Source organism: Streptococcus sp. HMSC065C01, from assembly GCF_001813525.1.
In the GTDB taxonomy this organism is placed as follows: Bacteria; Bacillota; Bacilli; order Lactobacillales; family Streptococcaceae; genus Streptococcus; species Streptococcus parasanguinis_V.
This window is the reverse complement of the sequence record NZ_KV812860.1, coordinates 40,130-46,751: the sequence shown is the minus strand read 5'-3', so window position 1 is coordinate 46,751 and position 6,622 is coordinate 40,130. Positions and strand designations below refer to the sequence as shown.

Below are 6,622 nucleotides of genomic sequence, written 5' to 3'. Positions count from 1 at the left end.
ACGAATGACCGATTTCTGTCCCACTCTCTTTTTGTTTGCATTGAAAAAAGTGATGAAATGTCGTATGATAAACGTGTAAGGTTTCCCAATAGGAGGTGTTCCAGATGGACTTTCGTTTAGATCAAAGTTTAGTAGCTCTTGGTATTGATACAGTTGTGGTCGGAATTGCTAGAAATGTGGATCCCCAAGCAGTTTTGCCCCCTTCTTTTCTTGAAAAGAAGAAAGAGCTTGAACAATGGGCGCTCCAGTGTCAGATAGAAGAAGTAGTGGCATCTCCTGTCATCAAAGGGTATACAGACCTCTTGCAAAAAGTAGGGCGTAGCATCAAGAAAAATCCACCAACAGTCCTAGCTCTTATCCGAAACATCCAGCATCGAGGTGCTCTTCCTCAGATCAATAGCATCATTGATATCTATAATGTCGAATCTCTGAAGTCTTTTCTCGCGATCGGAGGACATGACCTAGATAAGATTGAGGGACCGATTGAATTTACAGTGAGTCAAAGAGACGATATCTTCCTCCCGATCCTTTCTAGCGAAAAACATGTCGCACCGACAGATCCTGTCTACCGGGATCAAAAAGGAGTTCTGGCTTGGTTGGATGTACGCGATAGTGACCATTACAAATTTGAGGAGACCACGCAAAACGCCCTCTTTGTCATCCAAGGAAATGCCGAGACGTCAGTCGAGATGCGTTTAGAAGCGCTAGAACGAATCCACAAGGACCTTGCTCTTTGCATTCCTCAACTTCAATTTGAGAAATTTCTCGTCACACAAAATGGAGTGGAAAAGGTCGTGTAAACAGCGAACATTATTTTCATGAAATTTTCAATTTGACAAAGTAGACCATTTGCGGTAAGATATTGTTCGGGCACCTCATTTTGAGGTCGGAGCTCCCTAAGGATTAGGGAGCTATTTTTGTTTTTTCTGCAAAGAGGAATGGCCTCTACAACATTAGAAGAAGAGGAAAGCACATGTCAACAAAATATATTTTTGTCACGGGTGGTGTCGTATCATCCATCGGAAAAGGGATTGTCGCAGCAAGTCTTGGTCGCTTGCTCAAAAATCGTGGATTGAAAGTGACTATCCAAAAATTTGACCCTTATATCAATATTGACCCAGGGACAATGAGTCCTTACCAACACGGGGAAGTATTTGTCACAGACGATGGCGCAGAGACAGACTTGGACCTTGGTCACTATGAACGCTTCATTGATATCAATCTGAATAAGTATTCAAATGTGACAACAGGGAAAATTTATAGCGAAGTCCTTCGCAAGGAACGTCGTGGAGAATACTTGGGTGCGACTGTACAGGTGATTCCTCATATTACAGATGCCTTGAAAGAAAAGATCAAACGAGCAGCGACGACGACGGATTCAGATGTCATCATCACAGAAGTCGGGGGAACAGTTGGAGACATTGAGTCCCTTCCTTTCCTTGAAGCTCTTCGTCAAATGAAGGCAGATGTCGGTGCTGAAAACGTTATGTACATCCACACCACTCTTCTACCTTACTTGAAGGCTGCGGGAGAAATGAAAACCAAGCCGACCCAACACTCTGTGAAAGAATTGCGTGGTCTTGGAATTCAACCAAATATGTTGGTCATCCGTACAGAAAAACCAGCTGGTCAAGGAATTAAGAACAAGTTGGCTCAATTCTGTGATGTCGCACCAGAAGCTGTCATCGAGTCACTTGATGTGGAACATTTATACCAAATCCCATTGAACTTGCAAGCACAAAATATGGACCAAATCGTTTGTGACCATTTGAAATTGGATGTTCCTGCAGCAGATATGACAGAATGGTCTGCAATGGTCGACAAGGTCATGAACCTCAAGAAGCAGGTCAAGATTTCCTTGGTTGGAAAATACGTAGAATTGCAAGATGCCTACATTTCTGTCGTTGAGGCCTTGAAGCACTCAGGGTATGCCAATGATGCAGAAGTCAAGATTAATTGGGTCAATGCCAATGATGTGACAGCTGAAAATGTGGCAGAACTCCTTGGAGATGCGGATGGGATCATTGTCCCAGGTGGTTTTGGTCAACGGGGAACAGAAGGAAAAATTCAAGCCATCAAGTATGCGCGTGAACAGGATGTGCCAATGTTAGGGGTCTGTCTCGGTATGCAGTTGACCTGTATCGAGTTTGCCCGTCATGTCTTAGGCTTGGAGGGGGCTAATTCATCTGAATTGGATCCAGAAACCAAGTACCCGATTATCGATATCATGCGGGACCAAATCAATGTGGAAGACATGGGAGGAACCCTTCGTTTAGGACTCTACCCATCGAAGCTCAAGCGAGGATCGAAAGCAGCAGCAGCCTATGACCATCAAGAAGTAGTGCAACGCCGCCATCGTCACCGCTATGAGTTTAACAATGCCTTCCGAGAGCAGTTCGAAGAAGCAGGTTTTGTCTTCTCAGGCGTTTCACCAGACAACCGTTTGGTCGAAATTGTTGAAATACCAGACAACAAATTCTTTGTCGCTTGCCAATACCACCCAGAATTGTCAAGTCGACCAAACCGCCCAGAAGGACTTTACACAGCCTTTATCACAGCGGCCGTTGAAAATCACGATAGCAAATAAGAATCAAGGGTCAGGTTTCGTGACCTGATCCCTTTTGTGAAGAAATAACAAACATTGAAAAAAGTTTGAAAAAAATCTTGACAAACATGTGGATGATTGATATACTAGTAAAGTACTCAATCGCGGGGATGGCGGAATTGGCAGACGCGCAGGACTAAGGATCCTGTGACCGCTTTAGGTCGTGAGGGTTCAAGTCCCTCTCTCCGCATCGGATAATCAAGACAGCTTCGGCTGTCTTTTTTTGTTTTTCAAAACTTTATGATAGAATAGGTGTGAGATGAGGTGAGAACATGAAGAAAAAGGATCTGGTATTGGCCGATGGCCTTTTTGTACTATTGGGAAGTGCCATTAATTTTTTCGGTCCTATCCTGATTTTAGCGATGGGGATAGGCGCATACAAGGATACTTTTAGATATTTTATCGCCTTAAACATATGGAATGTTTTCATTTTTTTAGTGGCGATTGCTTCTCAGTATCTGCTCAGAGATGAAAAAAGAATCAAAAAATGGATTCTTCATCTTTTTCTGATAGCAGGCAGTATACTCTTTCTTGCGTCAATCCTTGCAGTGTGTGAGAATATTCCCTTTCTTGAGGGAGTGCTAAACGGACTTCTTGGAAAAATATTTACCGACAGTCAGTTATTTGCTGCTTATTTCTATTCTCAATGGGTTGTAGCAGCACTCCTTGTGATTTGCGGGATTGCCTTTCTCCTTTCACTAAAAAATTTTAAAGAAGAGAATAGAGAGTGGGACAGAAATTGGTCATTCGTTAGAATTCGATTTCGTCGTCACACCTCCGCACAGTTGAGTAGGGCTGTAAAAGCTGATGAAACCAGTGTAGTAGAGCTCGCTCAACCACTGCGTCTTGCTCGACAAACCAAAAATAATTGAGAGGCTAGGACTTTTGTCCCAGCTTCTTTTACTTGTTTGCTAGGATGAGAGTCTTAGGAGATAGGAGATTCCGTCCTATTTATCGGAAGAAATCGCTTAAAGCTACAGGAAAAGCTAGCAATTTCATCTAAAAAGTGATAAAATAAACAATGTAAGTGGGATTAACCCCACAAAAATTTATAGGAGGCCTATAACAAATGGCAATCGTTTCAGCAGAAAAATTTGTCCAAGCAGCTCGTGACAATGGTTATGCAGTTGGTGGATTTAACACAAACAACCTTGAGTGGACTCAAGCTATCTTGCGTGCAGCAGAAGCTAAGAAAGCTCCAGTACTTATCCAAACTTCTATGGGTGCTGCTAAATACATGGGTGGTTACAAAGTATGTAAAGCCCTTATTGAAAACCTTGTAGAATCAATGGGTATTACTGTACCAGTTGCTATTCACCTTGACCATGGTCACTACGACGATGCTCTTGAATGTATCGAAGCTGGTTACACTTCAATCATGTTTGACGGTTCACACCTTCCAGTTGAAGAAAACCTTAAATTGGCGAAAGATGTCGTTGAAAAAGCTCATGCTAAAGGTATCTCAGTAGAAGCTGAAGTTGGTACTATCGGTGGTGAAGAAGACGGTATCATCGGTGACGGTGAATTGGCACCAATCGAAGACGCTAAAGCAATGGTTGCTACAGGAATCGACTTCTTGGCTGCAGGTATCGGTAACATCCACGGTCCTTACCCAGCAAACTGGAAAGGTCTTCACCTTGACCACTTGCAAAAATTGACTGAAGCTGTTCCAGGATTCCCAATCGTATTGCACGGTGGATCAGGTATCCCTGACGATCAAATCCAAGCAGCTATCAAACTTGGTGTTGCAAAAGTTAACGTTAACACTGAATGCCAAATCGCATTTGCAAATGCTACTCGTCAATTCGTACGTGAATACGATGCAAACGAAGCAGAATACGATAAGAAGAAACTCTTCGACCCACGTAAATTCTTGAAACCAGGTTTCGAAGCAATTACAGCAGCTGTTGAAGAACGTATCGACGTATTCGGTTCAGAAGGCAAAGCTTAATTGAAAACAGGAAAGCAAGGTCCCATGTGGATCTTGTTTTTTTGTATGGGAAAAGTTGCTTCCGGGATTTAATTTTTGTACAATATGCCTATGAAAAAATTTAAACAGTTTAGCTGGATCGTTTGTGGCTTTCTCCTGCTCTTTTTAGGTGCTACATTTGTTTTTCATCAATTTAGTTTACGAAATGAAAGTAAGCTTCTAACACCCATTGGTAAACAAGTTACAGTCAATGGACATCGAATGAATGTCTCTGTTAAAGGAGAAGGATCTGAAACAATCGTTTTTCTTTCCGGTGCAGGTATCGCCTCTCCTATTTTAGACTTTAAGAATCTATCAGATTCCCTATCCAAAAAATACAAAGTTGTTGTCGTGGAGCGAGCAGGATATGGTTTTAGTGAAGATAGTGATCGTTCAAGAGATGTGATGGAGGTCCTTTCTGAGACCCGTCAAGCTTTGGCGCAAGCTCATGTTTCAGGTCCTTATGTGATTATTTCGCATTCTATGGCTAGTTTAGAGAGTCTTGCTTGGCAAGAGAAATATCCAAATGAAGTGAAGGCTTTGATTGGTCTGGATTGGGCCTTGCCAGCGAGTTATGAAGATTTAAAGGATAATCAGGCCTTGCTTACTGTGGCCTATTGGAGCAGTAAGATTGGCTTATTACGCTATTTCCCTGAGTCCTTTTATATAAAAAATCCAACTCTGACTGAAACTGAACGACAACAATATAAATTACTAGCATATAAGCAGTTGATGTCACAAGCCATGCTTCATGAATCCCGTTTGGCAAAGGAAAATGCCAAGAAAGTTCCATCTAGCATTAATCCGAAAATTCCAGCCTTACTCCTGGTTTCTAACGGTGAAGGCACGACCTTTAGCCAATCAGAGTGGCAACGTTATGCAGAGAGATTTGCAAGCGACCAGTCGAATATTCAAGTCGACTATATGGATGCGCCTCACGACCTCTATCATTATCAAAGCGATGCTATTGTTTCTCGTATTAAAGAATTTTTAGAGAATAATTGAGGGCTTAAAAATCCATTGAGACTGATGATAATAATTGAAAGGTAATGACTTATGAATAATTCTTATATTTTACTTAGACATGCTCATTCAAGATTTTCAAGTGATGATTTTAATAGAACTTTGTCAGAAAAAGGATTTTCATCTCTTAATCAGTTAGATTTTTTGAATTCTTTTAATATTGATTATTATTTTTCTAGTCCTTATAAACGAGCATTTGAAACGATTAATAGCTCGCCAATTCAATTTGATAAAATAGTTCTTGATAATCGGTTACGAGAGCGAAAATTATCCTCAAGATTTATTGAAGATACTGAGTTTGAAAAAACAATTCAATATTTATGGCAAAATCCAGATAAATCTCTTATTGGAGGCGAGTCCAATCGAGAAGCATTAAATAGAATTTTAGATTTATTTGAGGACTTGGAAGAAAGGTATTCAGATAAAACCATTTTACTGAGTTCTCATGGAAATTTGCTAGGAATCTTAATCAATCATTTTGATTCAAGTTTTGATTATAAAAAATGGGGACAGATGACTTTTCCAGATTGCTTTCTAGTTGACAAAGATAAGAGTGTGAAAAGAATTATGAAAGTTACATCTAGGTAATCATTTAGTTCAATCTATGTGATTTTATTTTCTGTTATTACAAATAGAATTGAAGGAAAAATAGCCATGATATTCGATCAGTCCTTGCAAGCCTACCTACATGAAGTAGATGATGTTCTTGTAGCTTGGGAAGAAAAACCAAGTGGAAACTTTGAGATGGAAGCTCAGTTGCTTGCAGCCAATTACCATAAAAATCTTTACCGTATTCTTGCATTTATACTGCCTCATTTACAAGAATTTTATGGGTATTTCACAGATGAAGAAGCTACTGAAAAATTGGGTAAACCCATCATCGAGCCAGAAAGACAAACCGTTACTTTCTGCGATCAAACTTTTGATGATATTCATATCTTTTCTTTTGACTATCAGGGGCAGGCATTTGAGAGTCTGGAGAATTTTGCCATTGATGGTTAAGTCTGTTTTCAGTTTTAAAAAGA

At 40.5% G+C, this 6,622-nt stretch carries 7 protein-coding genes and 1 tRNA gene; all 8 read left to right on the top strand.

Translation table 11 applies throughout. The features are described from left to right. Window positions 1-104 precede the first annotated feature (104 nt). Complete coding sequence (locus tag HMPREF2918_RS10450) at window positions 105-800, top strand: B3/B4 domain-containing protein (RefSeq protein WP_049514890.1); 696 nt, start codon at window positions 105-107, stop codon at window positions 798-800. 173 nt (window positions 801-973) lie between these two features. Beyond that, the gene (locus HMPREF2918_RS10445) at window positions 974-2,587 is read left to right on the top strand and encodes a CTP synthase (protein ID WP_070595585.1); all 1,614 of its coding nucleotides are present in this window, start codon (window positions 974-976) and stop codon (window positions 2,585-2,587) included. Between the two features lie 122 nt (window positions 2,588-2,709). Next, a tRNA-Leu gene (locus HMPREF2918_RS10440) sits at window positions 2,710-2,795 on the top strand. 82 nt (window positions 2,796-2,877) lie between these two features. Then, window positions 2,878-3,477 (top strand): hypothetical protein, encoded by a 600-nt coding sequence (locus HMPREF2918_RS10435; protein WP_256263213.1) that lies wholly within the window; start codon window positions 2,878-2,880, stop codon window positions 3,475-3,477. Window positions 3,478-3,674: 197 nt separating this feature from the next. Further along, on the top strand, window positions 3,675-4,556 hold the full coding sequence (locus tag HMPREF2918_RS10430) for a class II fructose-bisphosphate aldolase (RefSeq protein WP_003004573.1): 882 nt from the start codon (window positions 3,675-3,677) through the stop codon (window positions 4,554-4,556). Window positions 4,557-4,640: 84 nt separating this feature from the next. After that, window positions 4,641-5,579 carry an alpha/beta fold hydrolase gene (locus HMPREF2918_RS10425; RefSeq protein ID WP_037585685.1) on the top strand — a complete coding sequence of 313 codons (939 nt, stop codon included), beginning with the start codon at window positions 4,641-4,643 and terminating at the stop codon, window positions 5,577-5,579. Window positions 5,580-5,630: 51 nt separating this feature from the next. Next, a complete protein-coding gene (locus HMPREF2918_RS10420; RefSeq protein ID WP_024055415.1) occupies window positions 5,631-6,185 on the top strand; it encodes a histidine phosphatase family protein in 555 nt (184 codons plus the stop codon). 66 nt (window positions 6,186-6,251) lie between these two features. Then, a complete protein-coding gene (locus HMPREF2918_RS10415) occupies window positions 6,252-6,599 on the top strand; it encodes a hypothetical protein (RefSeq protein ID WP_024055414.1) in 348 nt (115 codons plus the stop codon). Window positions 6,600-6,622 lie beyond the last annotated feature (23 nt).